Here is an 18,193-nt window from a genome sequence, read left to right on the forward strand (position 1 = left end):
TTCGAACAGCGTGAGAAATCTGGAGTGAATATCTGATACAACTATCGAAATCCAGATATCTCAAAGCTATGCTCGCCCCCTTCGACTCACGTCTCCAGCATATTTGAGATGACATTGATTTGTTTATTTAATTACCTGCTCCAGTATATCGATGTACAAGCTTATACCTTCTTTAATTTCATTTTGGTAAATGTATTCATCTGCCATATGCGATCTGGCGGAGTCGCCAGGGCCAAGTTTTAAAGAAGGAATTGAAAGCAAGGCCTGGTCTGAAGTAGTGGGTGAACCATATGTACTGCGACCCAATGCTATACCTGCCTGCACTAAGGGATGTGTTACAGGTATAGAAGAAGGTTTTAGACGCTCAGAACGTGGCTTCACTTCCGCTTTCACATGCTGCCGGATCGTCTGCAGTACTTCCTCCATGCTGTAAGCATCGGTCAGCCTCACATCTACGGTAAATTTACAGCTGTCAGGCACCACATTGTGCTGCGTCCCCGCCTGTACCATGGTTACCGACATTTTTACTGGGCCCAGATGTTCTGATACCTTTGGAAAACGATACTGCTGAAACCAGGTGATATCCGGTAATGCTTCGTAAATGGCGTTTAGGCCTTCTTCACGGGCGGCATGTCCCGAGCGACCTTTGGCTTCGCAGTCGAGCACTAGCAGGCCTTTTTCAGCTACAGCCAACTGCATCAAAGTCGGTTCCCCAACGATGGCGGCTTCCAGTTCTCTCAGTTCAGGTAGTATTAGTTCCAGACCATTTCTGCCTGATATTTCTTCCTCGGCTGTGGCAGCAAAAACAAGGTTATACATGAGGTCCTTCTGTTTATAGAAGTACAGAAAGGTAGCCAACAGCGACACCAAACAACCACCTGCATCGTTACTGCCCAGTCCGTACAGTTTTCCATCCTCTGTAGTAGCTGCAAAAGGGTCGCGGGTATAGCCAGTATTCGGCTTCACGGTGTCATGATGCGAATTGAGTAGCAGTGTAGGCAAAGCCGGATCAAAGTGCTTGTTGAATGCCCATACATTATTGAGTTTGCGGTGCGTTTCTACTCCTTCGCTTTTCAACACAGCTTCAATAAGCTCAGCCGTCTGATCTTCTTCTCTACTGAAAGAAGGTATGGCGATCAGCTGCCTAAGCAAGTCAAGTGCTTTCAGATATAGTTGAGCCTTATCCATGCTGTAACTGTATAGTCGTCCCTGTGAAACCAGTAGTAAGCGAAGGCAAGGCTTCAGCTTCTCCAATCAGAACAGCACTCACCCCGTGTTGCAAAGCAGCAAAAGCATTATCCAGCTTCGGAATCATCCCATCAGACACAATGCCTTTTTCTTTCAACTCCTTATACCTGTCCTGGTCGATATTTGCTATCACGGAATTGTCATCTGCGGCATCTGCCAGCACGCCTTTCTTCTCGAAACAATAGACAAGCTTTACTGGATAGTGCGGAGCCAAAGCAGTCGCCAGTACCGAGGCAATGGTATCGGCATTGGTGTTGAGCAAACTGCCCTGACCGTCGTGAGTGAGTGGAGCAAATACAGGGGTGAGGCCTGCCTGTAAAAGCGCTTGTATTGCATTTGCGTTTACAGTCTCTGGATCTGCTATGTCACCTGCAAAGCCGTAGTCAACTGTCTTAACAGGGCGCTTGCTGGCAGGTATGGCATTGGCGTCAGCACCAGTCATACCGATGGCATTGCAGCCGAGCGCCTGCAGTTGGGCTACCACATTTTTGTTTATCAGCCCGGCATAGACCATGGTTACCACCTTAAGTGTTTCAGCGTCGGTCAGGCGGCGACCCTCTACATAAGCTGGCTCTATACCTAGCTGCAGCCCGATCGTAGAGGCAATTTTGCCGCCGCCATGCACCAGTAGTTTCGGCCCGGGCAGCGCAGCGAAATCAATCAAAAAACGCTGCAACCGCTCCGGGTTATCCAAAACATTTCCGCCAATTTTTATGATGTACATATTGTAATTGAGTGATTTGAATAATGGGCTTATGGGTGGTAGGTTGAATCAATGAAATGGTCGAGCGATGTCGTTAATTGCGTAGGGACAGGTAGCGACCTGTCCGCAGGTATAGTGATCGGCGACTACGAACAAAATACGATTGTAGGATATATATTATTCGTGCATGATTCGGACAGGTCACGACCTGGCCCTACACCTAAAATATCGCAAAATCACTCAACCACTCAATCAAAAACCACTAAATCATTTCCCTTCCAGCATTCGCTTCAACACAGCTTGTGCCGCATAAAGGCGGTTGTTTGCCTGCTCGATCACTAGTGAGTTCGGTCCGTCCAGCACTTCATGACTCAGTTCCAGACCGCGGCGCACAGGCAGGCAATGCATCACTTTAGCGTTGTTTGTAAGGGCTAGCTTTTCGTTTGTGATCATCCAGCCTTCGCCGTTTGTGAGTACCTGTCCGTACTGCTCGTAGCTTGACCAGTTCTTCACATAAACAAACTCTGCACCTTGCAGCGCTTCGTCTTGATTGTGCATAACCTGTGCGCCTTTTGTGAACTCCTCCGCCAGATCGTAGCCTTCCGGGTTGGTGATCACCAACTCCACATCCGCCTGCTGCATCCACTCAGCAAACGAATTGGCCACACAATGTGGGATCGCCTTGATGTGCGGTGCCCAGCTCAATACCACTTTCGGTTTTCTGCCAGCTGCAGCCTGCTCTTTGATCGTCACCAAATCTGCCAGACTCTGCAGTGGGTGTCGTGTGGCAGACTCCAGACTCACGATCGGAACGCCGGTCAGCTCAATAAATTTGTTCAGCAAGTCTTCGCTGTAGTCCTCTTCTCTATCCTGTAGCTTCGGGAAAGAGCGGATACCGATGATGTTGCAATACTGTCCCATTACAGCAGCGGCTTCCCGGATGTGCTCTACCGTGGTACCGTCCATGATCACGCCATCGCGGGTTTCGAGAGCCCAGCCTTCTTTATCGAGGTTCATCACCATCACGTTCATGCCCAGGTTCATCCCTGCCTTTTGGGTACTCAGGCGGGTGCGCAGACTAGGGTTCATGAAGATCAGTCCGAGGGTTTTGTCCTGACCAAGAGCTTTATGCGCGTAGGGATTCTTTTTGAGTTCGAGTGCTTCGTTCACCAGGGCGGCTACGTCCTGCACATCGTGTACGGAAGTGAATTGCTTCATTAGGCGGTTACTTTTTTGCTAAGGATCGTGGAAAATGCTTTCAGGAACTGGTCGGCTTCTGATTTGCTGATGGTAAGTGCCGGCAGCAATCGTAAAGTGTTCTTATTAGAAGAACTGCCCGTGAAGATGCCAAACTCGTTGAGCAACAGCTTGCGTATACCTGCGCACGGCTCGTGCAGTTCAATACCGATCATCAGGCCTAGTGCACGCACTTCTTTCACGCCTGGCATACCTTCGAGTTTCTCGCGCAGGTAATGCCCCATGATGGTAGTATTGTATAGTAACTCTTCTTTTTCAATCACCTCCAGCACCGCAATGGCAGCCGTACAGGCCAAATAATTGCCACCGAAGGTGGTACCCAACAAACCATGTCGCGCATCAATTTCCGGGCTGATCAGCACACCGCCCACCGGAAAACCATTGCCCATGCCTTTGGCTATGGTGATTAGGTCAGGTTTAATGCCAGCATGCTGGTGCGCGAAGAATTTACCGGAACGGCCGTAGCCGGACTGCACTTCATCCAGAATCAGCAGAGCGCCTACCTGTTTGCAGCCAGCTTCCAATGCTTTTAAAAAGTCCACACTTGGGATGTTTACCCCTCCTACACCCTGTATACCTTCCACGATCACGGCAGCCAGTTCCTGTCCATGCTGCTGCAAGGCCTCTTCAAAGGCAGCCACATCATTGAAAGGAAGGAAAATGACATTATCGGTCTGGTTGATCGGCGCTACGATGCTCGGATCATCAGTGGCAGCGACAGCAGCTGAGGTGCGGCCATGGAAGGATGCCTTAAAGGAGATAACCTTTTTGCGACCTGTCTGGAATGAGGCCAGTTTCAGGGCGTTTTCATTTGCTTCAGCTCCGGAGTTACACAAAAAGAGGCTATAATCTTCGTAGCCACTGAGCTTGCCCAGTTTTTCGGCCAGTTCTTCCTGCAGCGGATTCTGCACGGCGTTGGAGTAGAAACCAATATCGTATAGCTGACGCGCGATGCGCTTTACATAGTGCGGGTGAGAATGACCGATGGAGATAACAGCGTGTCCGCCGTACAGGTCAAGGTATTTGCGGCCTTCTTTGTCCCAAACAGAAAGACCAGCGGCTCTTACAGGTTCGATATCGAAGAGCGGGTAAACATCAAAGAGGTTCATGGCTATGGAATTAGATGTAAGAGGTTAGAAAATAGATGTAAAACAGGGTTCTTGGGTATGCTAGCATTGTTATGTTGCTGATAATTAAATTTTTAAAAAATTTACGGGTGCTTATAAAAAGTAGCCCCCTTAAGTTCTGCTCCTCGCTCGCGTCCCGCGAGTGTGAGTAATTTAGTGGCGTCCCGCCACTTGTGCCGTGAGGCACAGATAAAAGCGGCCAGAGTCCGCCGGATAGCTCACACTCGCGGGACGCGAGCGAGGGTGTTATAAAGAACAAAAGCTAAGAAGCTCGCTCTATAAAAATTTAAAAAGCCGTCGCTTTCAACTGTAATCCCGCTGTTTCCTCCAGACCGAAAACCAGATTCATATTCTGTACAGCTTGTCCGGCGGCACCTTTCAGCAGATTATCGATCAGGCTCGTGATGACCAGCATTTGTCCATGCTTCTGCAGGTATAGCACACATTTGTTCGTGTTCACTACCTGTTTCAGGTCTGGGTTCTGGTCGGTGACTAGTGTAAAAGGATGTCCTTTGTAATAGTCCTTGTACAAAGCCTGGGCTTCTTCTACCGATAGGTCCGTCTGCAAATAGGCCGTGATAAAAATGCCTCTTGCAAATGGACCGCGGTAAGGAACAAAGTGAATCTCTGGCTGGGCTTCTCCCTGTAGGCTTTGCAGACTACGCTTGATCTCGCGCAGGTGCTGGTGCTCCATCACCTTGTAGGTCGAGATATTCTCAGTGCGCCAGCTGAAATGTGAGGTTGCGCTCAGGCTCTGTCCGGCTCCGGTTGAGCCCGTAATGCCGCTCACGTGCACATCAGCGTTCAGCTGGTTTTGCTTGGCAAGTGGCAGCAAAGCCAACTGTATACCTGTGGCAAAGCAGCCCGGATTGGCAATGTGCTGCGCCTGCTGTATCTGCTCACGCTGCAGCTCTGGCAAACCGTACACAAAGCTTCTCTCTCCGGCCTCAACCACATCAGAGGTGGTATTTTCATTCCAGCGGAAATCCTGACTCAAATCAATAATATTAGTATTGGCAGGCACGTCGTTTTCAGCCAGAAATTTAGCCGCCTCCCCATGACCGGCGCACAGAAAAAGTACATCGACAGGTATAGCCGCATCAGCAGAGAACATCAGTTCGGTTTCACCCAGCAAATCGGGGTGTGCGGCGTATACCGGTTTGCCCGCCTGACTGCGGCTCTGCACAAAGGCCAGCTCTACATTAGGGTGCAGCAAAAGCAGACGTAACAGTTCGCCACCGGCGTAGCCCGCCCCGCCTACTATACCTGCTTTTATCGTCTCGGCCATTATAGTTCGGTATTGTTGATCTTGTGGTACATCATGGCTTGGTTGCCGAAAATTTTCGAGAAGCCTTTCACATCCTCACCTGACCAGGCATTGTTCATCTCGCCGTAGCTGCCGAACTTAGAAGACATCAGGTCATGCTCTGACTCTATACCTTCCACCTGGAAGCGGTATGGTGCCAGCAACACATGCACTTTACCGGTCACATTCTCCTGCGTTTCCTGCAGGAAAGTCTCGATGTTGCGCATGGTCGGGTCGATGAACTGCCCTTCGTGCAGCCAGTTGCCGTACCATGTCGCCAGTTGGTCTTTCCAATAAAGCTGCCACTTGGTGAGCACGTGCTTTTCCAAGGTATGGTGGGCCTTGATGATCACCATCGGGGCGGCTGCCTCAAAGCCAACTCTGCCCTTGATACCGATGATCGTGTCGCCCACGTGTATGTCGCGGCCAATGGCAAATGGGCCGGCTATACCTTGCAGCGCCTGAATAGCCTGCACCGGACTCGCATATACTTGGTCATTTATACCTGTCAGCTCACCTTTCTCAAAATGCAGGGTCACACGCTCCGGCTGCTCTTTGGTCAGCTGTGTAGGGTAGGCAGATTCAGGAAGCGGCTGGTGTGAAGTCAGTGTTTCTTTGCCACCTACGGAGGTTCCCCAGATGCCTTTGTTGATGGAGTACTGCGCTTTCACAAAGTCGTATTCAACCCCATGCTGCTTCAGGTACTCAATCTCCTCCTCACGTGACAGTTTCATGTCACGGATCGGTGTGATGATTTCGATCTCCGGGATCATCACGTGAAAGATCATGTCGAAGCGCACCTGGTCATTGCCGGCTCCTGTGCTGCCATGGGCCACGTAATCGGCACCTAAGGCCTTGGCATGACGGGCAATAGCCATGGCCTGCGTCACACGCTCAGCACTTACCGACAGTGGATAGGTGTTGTTTTTCAGTACGTTCCCAAAAATCAGGTACTTGATACAGCTTTGGTAGTAGTACTCCGTTTCGTCCAGATTTGTGTGCTGCGCCACGCCCAGATCATAGGCGCGCTGCTCGGTCTGCTGCAATTCTTCTTTAGTAAAACCGCCAGTGTTCACGAGCACAGAGTGTACTTCCAGGTCTCTCTCCGCTTTCAGGTACTTTACACAGTAAGAAGTATCAAGGCCGCCGCTGAAGGCTAAAACAACTTTCTTTTTCATGCTATCTTTAAATGCTTGTCGGGTTGATGTTTGGGTTTGTGTGGCCTTGGGCAAAGGTACCGTAGCCTACAGGTATAGCTGGTTCATCGATCGGCGTCAGGATCTGTAGCTGATCGCGTGCGATCGGCTTTTGCTCACGGCCCGGATCATAAAGCATGGCGGTGCAGAGGCAGTTGCTGCGGTTCTTCATCACCAGAATCTCGTAATTCACGCAGCTCTTGCAACCGCTCCAGAAGGCATCATCGTCTGTCAGCTCCGAGTAAGTAACCGGACGATAACCCAGATCAGAGTTGATCTTCATCACAGCCAGACCCGTGGTCAGACCAAAGATTTTGGCATCCGGGTACTTGGTGCGAGACAGTTCAAATATCTTCTGCTTGATGAGTTTAGCCAATCCGCTTTTGCGCAGTTCCGGCGATACGATCAGGCCTGAGTTAGCGACATACTTGCCATGGCTCCAGGTTTCGATGTAGCAGAAGCCTGCCCAAACGCCGTTCATGTCCAGGGCAATAACAGCCTTGCCTTCCAGCATTTTATGGGCGATATACTCCGGGGTACGCTTGGCTATACCTGTCCCTCTGGCTTTGGCAGATGACTCCATTTCGTCGCAGATCTGTGCCGCGTAGCCTGTGTGTTGCACATCGGCAACGGTAATGATAAAAGGTGATGGATTCATTTTGGAAAATATATACCCGGGCCTTGCCTGCGCAGAGCCAGATGCTATAAATTAAAACGTTGTAAAAACAGCTAGAACAGGTTATGCCCAATAGCATATCCCACTCGGGTGCTCAAACACTAATCACGAAAAAAGGGGAAAGATGACCACTACGTAGGCGATCGGGAAGCATGTCGGCCTAGGGCCTGTAGCGGACCACGGCGTTAATAGCCCTCAAAACTATCCTGGCAGACAGGATAGAAAAAGACGCACCTTTCAGCGAAAGGTGATTTACCATCTCAGATGATAAAGTCGGCTTTTTTTTCATTTTAGAATTCGGTTCAGAATTAATAACAGACTGCTGCCTGTTTGTGAAAACAAAGGTTTGGAAATAATATCGAATTAAACAACAAAGGGTTGTAGTTTATTGTAAAATTTACACAATCTTAAAGAATGTTACAACATTTGAAAGTTTTGAGTTACTTGGCTATTCCTCCATAGTTTAAAATGCTGCTTAGGAAGTGGCTGCAACTGTGAAAATGCGAGGCTTTGTGTATCTTGCGGCGCAATGAAGAATCTATCCTTAAGTGTCATCATCGGCATTCTTTTCTCTGCCATAGGCACCGCCTCCCTGTTCCTGACCCGCGATCCACTCATGGCCGCCATCTGGCTCAGTTTCGGTAATGGCCTTATCTTATCTAACTTGCGCTTCAGCAGACCAGATGCTGCTGGCAACATGGTAGCAGCACCAGTACCCAAGGTCAGGTTCTATGTAGGCATTTCTTTGATCATTATGGCAGTTGTCCTGCTTGGAGTGCAGGTATACACAGATATGCAGCAGGTATAAGTCAGATCCTGCTTTGTAATACCATTTCCACATTCACGAGTTTCGAATCGCGCTTCAGCTTCATTCTTAGTTTACGACCTGGTTTGCTGTCAAATAGCTCCAATAGCTCTTCCAGGGCCAGTTCTTTACAGTCCCGGCCATTAATATTGATCAGCTGATCGCCTGGAAGGAGTCCGCTCGCTTTGGCGGGTGAGTCGTCTATCACATGTGAAACAATGTAGAAATTGGCACCAGGCAGCGGCGTACTGATTTCGAAACCGGTCATATTGTAGTAGAAGGGATCCCGGTATTTCCGGTTAGGCATGAGCACCATACGCCGGTTTGGATAATCGAAAATAACGGTGAAGCGCTTCAGGATATCAGACCCGAGATTTCCATTGCGGTTTGCCAGGTTCAAGGCAGCTTTGATCGACTCCTCATCCGGAAAAGAGGCCGGGAGGTCCTGGAGTTCGTATTTGCCGAGCGAGAAGCTGTTGATGCGGCCGATCTTTCCGCTAATGTCCCCACTCAGCCCCCGTCCCAGGTAAGCTTCCATCACTTTTGGCGGTAATTTTAACCGATCATTGGTAGGCAGGTAGAGCGATATCGAATGGCTGGCTCCAGTATCGATCACCAGTTTCACTTTAATGGAATCGCCATTGTGCTGCCGTACATCCGCCTCCACATAAGCTTTCGTGTTTTCAATGTAGAGCGGATATACTTCTCCCTTTTTCGGGACCTTTAGTTTGAGATCAGGCCGGTACAAGGTGAGCGTTTTGTTGCTGTAATTGATCTTGACAATAAAATTCCGGAAGATATCATACCCAATGATGCCATGTATGGACATGCCCATCCGGGTCGAAAGATTAAAGATATCCTCCATCAGCACATATACCTCATGGTTAACCCCCATTATACCTGGCATGCGCATAAAATTACCTTTTGAGTAAAGCGCTTCTATTTCGTGCCCTGTCCCTAATCCCTGTATCGTAATGCGTCCGGCTTCATGTAAACTCAGCGAATCAGAGTAATGCAAGCGGGTGATCAATGTGTTTTTCACACCAGAATCCAATATGAAATTCAGTGTTTTTGAGTCGTTGATCTGCACCGGAATGATGATCAGGTTGTGGACCAGTTTAAAAGGAATGGTGATGCTTTTTCGCTTGGAGGTGAAGAAAACTGTATCGTTGGCATATGCCTGCCCCATTGCTTCAGAAAACAATAGACAGAAGCAAAGACAAAGCAGGATGAAGGGAGATAACCTTGTCATGGCAAAACCTAGATAAGACACAGATAATCAGTCTTAATAATATACGTAGATTCTGAGACAAGATGGTGTATATACCGAATAATATTGTTTCAGTACAATAAAATAGTACTGCTAAAACTCAAATACTATACACATTACTTGCGTCGCTTATGCCGTCGAAGTGCTGTTATGGAGGAGATTGACTGGCCACGCTCCCGCCCAAAGGTGAGCAGTTTAGGACTACCTATTAACTGCGAACCGTAGATGCCGGAGTGCCCTGAAAAAATGTAGGCCACCACACAAGCCAGTACCATATACACACTACTCTCAGCCCCAAAAAGTTCGATGGCCATGACGGTGCAGGTGAGCGGCGTGTTCGTTGCACCAGAGAAGACAGCTACAAACCCCATACCTGCCAACAGGGCCATCGGCAAAGGAATTGCCTGCGAGAGCGCATTGCCCAGAGTGGCGCCTGTATAAAACAGGGGTGTGACTTCTCCCCCTTTAAAACCCGCACCCAGGGTAAAGGAGGTGAACAGAATTTTAGCAAGTGAATCGTAAAGTGGCAATATTTCACTGAATGCGGATTGAATAACAGGTAGACCCAGGCCCAGGTAGCGGGTACTGCCCATCGCAAAGAAGGTAGCTGCCAGCACGGCACCTCCCACGACCGGCCGAAGCGGTACATAAGAGATATACCTGCCAAACAGTGTTCCCCAGAATAAAGTGGCTTTTGAAAACACCATACCAGCCAGACCAAAAATAGCTCCCGCTAAAATAGCCCAGGCTATACCTGTAGCATTCAGTTCCGGTACAAAAGGGATGACATATACTGTATGACTCACACCCCACAAGTGGTGACAGGTATAATCGGCAATGACGGCGGCCAGAAAGCTAGGCAAGAGCGATTCGTAGCGGATTCGCCCGATCACAAACACCTCCAGCCCGAAAATAGCGCCAGCCAGCGGCGTACCGAATAGGGAGGCAAAGCCAGCGCTTATACCTGCCGTGATGAGCAGCTTGCGATCGCGGGGTAGCAGACGAAACAGACCAGTGAACTGGTCGGCAATGGTGCCGCCCATCTGCACCGCCGTGCCCTCCCGTCCGGCAGAGCCGCCAAACAAATGCGTGACCAGCGTACCAAACAGCACCAGTGGCGCCATTCGGAATGGGATACGTTCTTGTGGTGCGTGGATTTCTTCGAGGAGTAAATTGTTGCCTTTGGCAGAGCGGCCGCCATAGTAATGGTATAGCAAACCGATCACAAGTCCGCCGAGCGGCAGCAGGTAAATGATCCAGGTATTGGCTTCGCGGTAATTGGTCACCCAGTTAAGCGAAAACAAAAAGAAAGCAGAGGCGGAGCCTACCAATAAGCCCACTACGGTACAAATGAAAAACCACTTCAAGGTATAGAGCGATGCCGCCCCCTGTTCACCAGAAAAGAGAATGCTTCGGATTACAGCTTTGAAAGCAGAATTGGGTTTAGATGATGTTGGCATAAAGTATAGTGATAACAGTCCTGCAGGTATAGCCAGCGCCATACCTCTTCTTCAGGAGTTATCAGCCGGAGCAAATTACCGGCGGTTCAGGGCAAACCCCATTGCCATCAGCTGCAAATATAGGAATTAGAATGAAATAATTGTTTTTCCTACCCCACAACACCTAATTCTGATTAATCTTCAAAAGCGTCGCTATACCTACCCTGAAGCCTACTTCCTGGAAACTGCGGTCATGGAAAGAGGCGGCTGTTTCGATGCGGAACACGCGGAACACATTGTCAAGCGAATAGCCTACTTCATAGTAATGCGGGGAGTGCTGCGTCTTGAGGTAGTTGAAGAAAACATTCTCTTTTATACCTGTGAAGCGTACCTCCGGAATCTGGGTGAGCAGGAACTTACGGAACTGGTAGTGCGTGTGCGCTGAAAAATAGCTGCCGTTGGTGCTGTACTGGTAGTAGTCGAGCAGACGGAAGGAACCAGCCGGCTTCATGCTGGTCAGGATAGTACGGTTGCCATCAAAATGGTTGTAGTCCATGAAGTACATGCTGCGGTTGTTCAGGAATGTGCCGCCGCGCAGCTCAAACTCCAGCTTGCCCCGCACCCCAAAGGCCAGCGCATGGTTGATACCCAGCTGCACCTGATCAAAATTCACGTCACTCCCCAGCACACCTGATACCCCTTTGCGGTACATGAACAACAGCTCCGGCGATTTCTCCATAATAGGAATTTTGCGACCGTTGTACATTCGGTAGCGCTGCACAGGGCGGTAACTCACGTTTGCCTGCAGCACGAGCGCTTCGTGCTTCGGAAACTCGGTGCTCTCCAGCTCTACATTGTCTGGCGTGCTGCTGGTGAATGTTCTATCAGAATCCGAGTAAAAGAAACTGCGGTCGGTGTTGTTATAAAGCTGGTTGCGCTGTGACCACTCTACATTTCCGTTCACCTTCAACCATACCGAAGGCTTGTACTCGAAGCCGGTTTTCACAAAGCTTTTTTCGTAGATCTTCATGTAATTGCGACGGAAAAGCAACGTGCTCAGTGTGTTGATGTGCGGATGGATCGGGTTGTCGCTGTTGAACTGCTCCACGAACTTGCCGCCATCCAGGTAAATCATGTGCGACTTGCCTTTGCTCCTAACTGTATGCGTCATGCGGGCTTTGGCATAGAACGTTTCGCTGTCGAAGCCATACCTGAAGGTAGGTGCAACCTCGAAACTGCGGCGCAAACTATCGTACTGGTGTCGCAGCTTGCCACTCAGGTTCACGTTCCAGCCCTCCACTGTGTTATAGTACACGTTTGTGAAAGTCGGGTCAATGGTCACGCGCGTTCTGGGCGAGAGTCTGTAACCGCCGCCTGTCACCAGGTCCAGGGGTTTGAACTTCTTCTTTTTGATAACATTAGTGGAATCTTTGCCTGTCAGCTCAGCCGACTTGATCTGCGCCAGTGAGTCATCGCGCTGGTAACCTTTAAGTTCTTTATCACTCAAAGGTACCGGCCGCACGGAATCCCAGTAAGCGGAGTCGCGCTTGGTAGCGAGTTTGTCTACCGTATACCTGCGCTCTGATATTACTTCCGGGTCCTTCTGCTCTTTCAGGGCTTCCTTTTCCTGCTCTACGATCAGCTGCCGGAATTGCTTGCGTGTGAGTTTGTCCTGATTGGCCAGGGCTTCCAGATTTGGATTTTTGCTGCTCGACTTTATAGCGGCTATGGCCTCGGGCACTTCTTCCACTTTCTCGTCGATGATCTCTTTTGGTGCCACCAGTTTCTTATTGAGTACCACCTGGTAATCAGAGCTGGAAGCCAGGTAGCGGAACTCGCCCCCGAAACCCATTACTTTGCCTGAGAAATGAAACTGATGCGTGGTTGGCATCCAGACAGTCGGGGCTACTTCAGCATAGTTCTGCTTCACTTGGATCGGGAAGCCCATCATGCTGGTTTTGAGGTCGAGGCTGTGGATGGCCCAATGGCCTTCGATGATATAAATATAGCCTTCGAACACATTATCGCCGCGGGATCGTGGGGTGACCTTGATCTTGTTGACGTCGATGTTACCTTCCTGGAAACTGCCCTCGTACTGGAATTTGTAATAGGCAAAAGCGGAGCGTGAAAGCGGAGACACCATCTCGACTACTTTGTCATTGTAAAAGCTCGCACTCACAAATGTCATCGGGGATATGCTGCCATTGTTGTCGCCTGAGGTGCGGATAGATATTACCTTTTCCTCGAACTTGTTAGGCTGCGCAAACTTGATCTCGCTCACCGACTCCACGGTATAAGCCTCGTTCAGCTTCACTCCTTCCTCTTTGAGTTTATTCTTCAGAAAGAAAGGCGCATTGGTTAGTTCACCGGTACCTTTCACGTATACCTTCATCTTGTAGCTATCATACTGCAGCAAGTGGTATTTTTTCTTGGCGATGGCCTTGCGCATGATGGTATAGGCCGGGTCCTCCCCTTTGCCTTTCACCTGCACCTCTTTCAGGGCAAAGGACTGCTCTCCCAATCGAAAATCACGCTGCACCCAGCTATCAGAGATTTCCACCTGCACCTGCTGCGCTTCATAACCGATGTACTTTACAACTACCATGTGCTTCCCGGCCGGTAGCTTTATCTCAAACTCACCGTTCGCGTTACTCGACGAACCGTTGTTGAGATTGGTGATGTACACCGAAGCAAAAGGCAGTGCTTCGCCTTTCTGGTTCTTGATGCTGCCGCGTATACCTTGGGCAAAAACAGAGATTTGAAACAGAACCAATACAAGGGTCAGCAAACAGGAAAGCAAACGCATAGAAATAGCAGATAATGAGATGAGGAATGATAAAACAGTCAGAAAACTAGCATATTAAACTGTAACCTGGTTGCGGGTCCCCAGAGGTAGGCGGGTGCATCATGCAGGGAAAGGACGGTAAGTTAGTTTTCATAAAAAGGGTTAAAGGTAGATTAGCAAGCACTCGTATAATACCTGCAATATATAGCTATGATGCAATTTTACCTTAATCGGTTGCATGTTATTTCAGATTTTTTCGGTTAAACCCCGACAAAAACAGCTGCTGTAACGAAACAAAAAACTTTCGGTACAGCAGCTGTTATAATTGGCGAAAAAATTCTGGCAGTAAGTATTTGAGCCTGAAAGTTTAGCAGAATGAAATTTAGTTTTTGATTGTGGCTTTAGACTCTACTTTTTTGAGATAAGCAATGGCTTCGTCAGAGAATACAAACGGTTTAGACTTGTCTTTCTTAGCTGCTTTGTTGTAAAGGTGTATGATCTGAAAAGGGTTGTCAAGGTTGGACACCAGCTTCTTTTTCAGTCCATTCCGCTCAATCACGTCGGCCATGTAAAAACCGGGCACGTGACCGCTCATTCCAATTACCTGATTTCTGATCTCTTTGCTGGAGTAATGCTTCTCACCTGAAGCTATTTCCTTGATGGCGGCATCTACTCTGTGGAGGTTTTGCTTGCCGAGGTCCAGCATGTAGGGTCCCCACTGCATGTCACCCGGCATGGTAGCGGCAGTAGCATATTTCTTGTCGATCAGATCGGGAACACCCTCGTTCATCAGCAACTGCAGCATCAATAGGAGGCTTTTGTCTTTGTCGGCTACTTCATAGTGCTTTTGTTTGTTGAGTAAGTGATGCAACTCGTGACCGCCCACTGCACCGGGTTTCACCTGGTTGAATTTGTACTCCCCCCACAGGTTCAGTACCATGTTGCCGTTATTCGCGACCGCATCGTTGCCCAGCGCGATCAGGTATACACCTGCCTCAGGACTTCTAGTGTGCATGCGTTTAGGTAGCATACTGTAGCAATTTTGATACATGGTATTTATATAAGCGGCTTTATCTGCCGCCAGTTGCGCCAGGTAGCTTCGCAGTTCTGCTTCATGCGCTTTGTACACATGGATACTATAGGTCATGTAGTGTGCCTGGTTATCCTGCAGTCTCACTTGCAGCGTGCTGTCATGTTCGGGCAGGTATACCACTTCCATTGTTTTGCGGAAGCGGTTCAGGTAGGTTTCCGTATAGCCCTGGTTTTGTATATACTGGCGGTTGCCTTCCATCTCCAGAAATTGCTGCCAGGTGCTATCGTGCAGGCGCTTGCCTGCTTTCAGGGTATCGACCAATTCGAAGTATCGCTCCGCAGCCGAAACATCAACCACTTGCGCCTGTGCACTGTATCCGGAAACTGCTAAGAGCAGAAGAGTAAAGAGTTTTTTCATTTAGGTATAAGTTTGTTTTAAATAGTTATTTTTGAACTGGCCGGGAGTGCATCTCAGACATCTTTCAGACAGCTTCTGCTCATTGAATCAGACTTTTAAGACCCCACGGAAAGCCCTGGCAGCATAATAGGATTGCGCACCGTTGTGATAGACAAAAACATGATCATAGCGACGATCGCAAAAAAGGGCACCGCCCAGCTTTCTGATCTCAGCTGGCGTCTGGATCCAGCTCGAAGTTTTCAGGTCGAATTTTCCCAGCTTTTGAAGTTCTCGGTATTGCTCCTCAGTCATAAGCTCAATGCCCATGTCTGTTGCCATGTCGATAGCGCTGTTTTCTGGCCGGTGTTCTTTTCTGGACTCGAGTCCTTCGCGGTCATAGCAGACACTTCGGCGCCCTTTGGGGCTTTCCACTGAGCAGTCGAAGAAGGTATATTGGTTGGTCTCCGGATCATACCCGACCACATCCGGCTCCCCACCGGTATACTCCATTGCGTGGAGCGACCAAAGTTTCGTTGGATTTGTCTCTAGTCTGCCTTGCACATCGGCCCAGGCTATACCTGCATGGCGGTGCATGTTTTTCTCAAAACGAGCTTTAAGGTTGCTGAGCAATTCTTCTTGCTGTGCAGATGATAAGTCTATTTTAGTTGCCATGGTCAAATCTACTTGATTACAACTCACTTCTTAAGGGTAAAACCAACAGGTACTTTAAGTTTGTCAGAGTCATACATGTTGATGTACAACACGATCGGTTCTGCCAGTCCATCGTAAATGATGCTATACTTATCGAGCAGGCCGCCACCCATCATGCCGTTTTTGGACTGAAAATTACAGCAGCTTCTAAGCCGTTTATAACTGATGGGCTCCCCGTTAGGACCAGCTAACGCATTCAGAAACCGTCTTTCATTAAGAGGACCCTCCGACTTATCAGCGCCTCCAACCATGATCGGATTTTTGATGTCGTAGCCGTAAGTTTTGTCTTCACTGACTTCTGCGATCACGAAAGTAGTTTCATCCAGTAGCTTTTGCTCGTGCATCGGACTACCATAGTCAACCATGCCTTTTGTAGTACCCATGCTCTGGGTAGAGCCAGCATTTTTGGAAGCACTGCAAGAGATCGCCAGAAAAGCGATGGGAATGAGGTAAAGTTTTAGCTTCATATAGTTTGGTTGGGAATATTACTCAATTTACAACAAGTCGTTAATCATCCCCTTCACTTCGTTCTTCCCAGGAAAGGCGGTAAATTTATTGATGAGCACACCTTCTTTGTTGTATAGTAGATATGCCGGGATAGCCTCAAAATCAAACTGGTTCATGGTGTATTCCCACTGAGTGTCTGTCAGGTAATAATGCTCACTGCCTATTCCCTTGATTTTTTCTTCCCATCGCTCCCGAGGTGAGGACGTATCTGTTAAATACACAAATACAACATCCTTATCATAAAATTCACCCTTTGTGCTTCTGAATTCATTCATCGCTTTCAGGCAGGGACCACACCATGTTGCCCAAAGGTCAATTAAAACAACTTTGTTGGTATGTTTGGCGACAATTGTTTGGATTACTTTATCGCCCGCAACGGATGAGATGTCAATGACAACAGCAGGTGATTTGAACTTGTCTAATGCAACAACCTGCTGGTTTTTCCGAAACAGTATCTTGGCAATCTCGCCGTTTTTCCAGTAATCTCTTATAAGCTCTTTTTGCTTTTCAGTCAGCGGCCTTACTTCCTCAGTCAGCTGCCTGGCATAAGCATTGGCTGCTAAAACATCGTAGTATGGGCCACTGTCGAATCCGACTAAATCCGATAAAATAGCTTTCACACTTGCCAACCAAGAGGGAACATCGCTTTCTCCTATCTCAGGAAGCCCTAATACTTCATTCTGGAGAATTTCTTTTTGAAAATTCGAAAAATCAGAAGTGAGCAGATATTGTGGATCGTTGAGATTAAAATCCTTCAGGAAGCGAAAATAGGACCTGTCAAGCTTTTGCAGAACAGGTTTATTGTTTGTGTCACCAGTTGTTTTTACATAATTAAACATCATCTCATTCTCATAAGCAAAGACATGTTTTATATGCATGTTTAAACGAAAATCTTTAGACAGCACTTCTTTTAATTCTTTCGACAGTAATGTATCCTTATTTAAAACATCTAGTCTCTCTGATATAACCGTCTTGGCATGATTCAGAAAATAATCTGTGCTTTTGTCATACAAGTGTTCCCGAGCTTTCCCCGAACTATAGTTTCCGATTTTATACAAAACCTCTATACCTCGGATCATGTCATATTGAGTCATAGTAGCAGGCGTAACGTCAACATTCTCGACATCAAGATCCGAATTATAAGCAATGTCGAGATTAGTAACATTACCACTTGTCAATTTAACATAAAGGGGCTTGTATGGATTTAAGCTTGTGCTTAAACCAACTAAAGAAACCGCGGTTTCAACATCCACATCAACAGAGAATTTCCCTGACTGATCAACGAGCGCTTTGTATGGAACAAGCTCTCCCGTAATTGGATGTGGAACAAACAAATTTACAAAAATGCTATCCTGGTCTGCGTCATTCGGACTTGTTATGCTGCCTGTTATTGTAGCTGTGCCTGCTATTATTTGAGATGTTCCTGCTCCTGCAGAGGCTGTGTCTGTTACCTTACTAATAGACTGGTTACATGCTAGCAAGAACAAAAGGCTGAGTATGCCAAGGAGATTTGATTTCATCATTTTAGTTATCGTTAACTTGATTTCAATTATGACTTTCAATTTTTTTATTCATCGATCTTTGTTTCTTTATTCTTACCAACGGACTTGTGCATAAGGAGCCCTTAGCATAGCAAGGGTTAAAGCTGAACTTTGTTGGCGCATGTTGTTTTTATTCAACTATAAAGGCAATGATAACAGACATTACAAGAAAGACAAAATATGCTTTTCCAGC

At 48.0% G+C, this 18,193-nt stretch carries 15 protein-coding genes and 1 riboswitch; of the genes, 1 reads left to right on the plus strand and 14 read right to left on the minus strand.

The features are described from left to right. Positions 1-123: 123 nt before the first annotated feature. The 7 genes from AC5FX6_RS04520 to AC5FX6_RS04550 form a co-directional block, all read right to left on the minus strand. Positions 124-1,188 (minus strand): M20 family metallo-hydrolase, encoded by a 1,065-nt coding sequence (locus AC5FX6_RS04520; protein ID WP_493595830.1) that lies wholly within the window; start codon positions 1,186-1,188, stop codon positions 124-126. Continuing rightward, positions 1,181-1,972 (minus strand): acetylglutamate kinase, encoded by a 792-nt coding sequence (argB, locus tag AC5FX6_RS04525; protein WP_493595831.1) that lies wholly within the window; start codon positions 1,970-1,972, stop codon positions 1,181-1,183. The genes AC5FX6_RS04520 and argB overlap by 8 nt, the downstream gene beginning before the upstream one ends. 246 nt (positions 1,973-2,218) lie before the next feature. Beyond that, a complete protein-coding gene (locus tag AC5FX6_RS04530) occupies positions 2,219-3,169 on the minus strand; it encodes a Rossmann-fold NAD(P)-binding domain-containing protein (protein WP_493595832.1) in 951 nt (316 codons plus the stop codon). Next, positions 3,169-4,317, minus strand: a complete 1,149-nt coding sequence (locus AC5FX6_RS04535; RefSeq protein WP_493595833.1) for an aspartate aminotransferase family protein — start codon at positions 4,315-4,317, stop codon at positions 3,169-3,171. Before AC5FX6_RS04535 ends, AC5FX6_RS04530 begins: the two co-directional genes overlap by 1 nt. 304 nt (positions 4,318-4,621) lie before the next feature. Next, a complete protein-coding gene (gene argC, locus AC5FX6_RS04540) occupies positions 4,622-5,623 on the minus strand; it encodes an N-acetyl-gamma-glutamyl-phosphate reductase (RefSeq protein ID WP_493595834.1) in 1,002 nt (333 codons plus the stop codon). Further along, positions 5,623-6,819: an argininosuccinate synthase gene (locus AC5FX6_RS04545; protein WP_493595835.1), complete on the minus strand. Its 1,197-nt coding sequence runs from the start codon at positions 6,817-6,819 to the stop codon at positions 5,623-5,625. The genes argC and AC5FX6_RS04545 overlap by 1 nt, the downstream gene beginning before the upstream one ends. Positions 6,820-6,826: 7 nt before the next feature. After that, positions 6,827-7,495: a GNAT family N-acetyltransferase gene (locus AC5FX6_RS04550; RefSeq protein ID WP_493595836.1), complete on the minus strand. Its 669-nt coding sequence runs from the start codon at positions 7,493-7,495 to the stop codon at positions 6,827-6,829. Between the two features lie 547 nt (positions 7,496-8,042). Here AC5FX6_RS04550 and AC5FX6_RS04555 point away from each other — a divergent pair. Beyond that, a complete protein-coding gene (locus AC5FX6_RS04555) occupies positions 8,043-8,321 on the plus strand; it encodes a hypothetical protein (RefSeq protein ID WP_493595837.1) in 279 nt (92 codons plus the stop codon). A gap of 1 nt (position 8,322) precedes the next feature. On the opposite strand, the gene AC5FX6_RS04560 is transcribed toward AC5FX6_RS04555, so the two are convergent. From AC5FX6_RS04560 to AC5FX6_RS04590, 7 genes are all read right to left on the minus strand, one after another. Then, complete coding sequence (locus tag AC5FX6_RS04560) at positions 8,323-9,507, minus strand: aspartyl protease family protein (RefSeq protein ID WP_493595838.1); 1,185 nt, start codon at positions 9,505-9,507, stop codon at positions 8,323-8,325. 197 nt (positions 9,508-9,704) lie between these two features. After that, positions 9,705-11,048 (minus strand): voltage-gated chloride channel family protein, encoded by a 1,344-nt coding sequence (locus AC5FX6_RS04565; protein WP_493595839.1) that lies wholly within the window; start codon positions 11,046-11,048, stop codon positions 9,705-9,707. A gap of 45 nt (positions 11,049-11,093) precedes the next feature. Continuing rightward, a riboswitch (Fluoride riboswitch) is annotated at positions 11,094-11,163 on the minus strand. A 48-nt stretch (positions 11,164-11,211) separates the two neighbouring features. After that, a complete protein-coding gene (locus tag AC5FX6_RS04570) occupies positions 11,212-13,833 on the minus strand; it encodes a DUF5686 and carboxypeptidase regulatory-like domain-containing protein (protein ID WP_493595840.1) in 2,622 nt (873 codons plus the stop codon). Positions 13,834-14,194: 361 nt separating this feature from the next. Continuing rightward, complete coding sequence (locus AC5FX6_RS04575) at positions 14,195-15,262, minus strand: DUF5700 domain-containing putative Zn-dependent protease (protein WP_493595841.1); 1,068 nt, start codon at positions 15,260-15,262, stop codon at positions 14,195-14,197. Positions 15,263-15,349: 87 nt separating this feature from the next. Continuing rightward, entirely contained in the window at positions 15,350-15,913 is a 564-nt protein-coding gene (locus tag AC5FX6_RS04580) for a DUF4256 domain-containing protein (protein WP_493595842.1), read from the minus strand. Between the two features lie 23 nt (positions 15,914-15,936). After that, positions 15,937-16,419: a hypothetical protein gene (locus AC5FX6_RS04585; protein ID WP_493595843.1), complete on the minus strand. Its 483-nt coding sequence runs from the start codon at positions 16,417-16,419 to the stop codon at positions 15,937-15,939. Between the two features lie 27 nt (positions 16,420-16,446). Beyond that, the gene (locus AC5FX6_RS04590) at positions 16,447-17,982 is read right to left on the minus strand and encodes a TlpA family protein disulfide reductase (RefSeq protein ID WP_493595844.1); all 1,536 of its coding nucleotides are present in this window, start codon (positions 17,980-17,982) and stop codon (positions 16,447-16,449) included. Positions 17,983-18,193: the final 211 nt, after the last annotated feature.

This window comes from Pontibacter sp. LHS2 (assembly GCF_058932845.1).